Origin of the sequence: Pseudomonas sp. Pseusp88 (assembly GCF_047303955.1) — a bacterium.
Lineage (GTDB): Bacteria > Pseudomonadota > Gammaproteobacteria > Pseudomonadales > Pseudomonadaceae > Aquipseudomonas.
In genome coordinates, this window is sequence record NZ_JBGLYM010000114.1 from 1 (window position 1) to 304 (window position 304).

Annotated in this window: 1 protein-coding gene; it reads right to left on the reverse strand. The window is 68.8% G+C overall.

All coding sequences use genetic code 11. The features are described 5' to 3' along the window. A partial coding sequence (locus tag ACCD02_RS32710) for a hypothetical protein (protein WP_413310722.1) occupies positions 1–304 on the reverse strand: 304 nt, incomplete at both ends.

Sequence of the window (304 nt, forward strand, 5' to 3'; positions counted from 1 at the left end):
TGGCCACGATCACCGCGTCCAGGGTGGTTTGCTGGTCCGGGGCGGGGGCGTTCCTGTTTTCCAGCTGCGCCAGTGCGCAGCCGCGGAAGTGGCCATCGCCGCGGTTGCGCGCGGGTTCAGCGGGTACCTGATACGGCTGGCACGCGCGCTCCAGGTCGGAATCGGGCCAGAGCATGCGGTGCAGGGGTATGTCGGGGTCATTGATCAACGCGTTGAGCCACGCCTGACCAGCACTGGCCCTGGGGCTATAGAAGCTGACGCCGCTCACCGCATCCACGACGTCGCCGCCCAGCGCCAGCGGGTC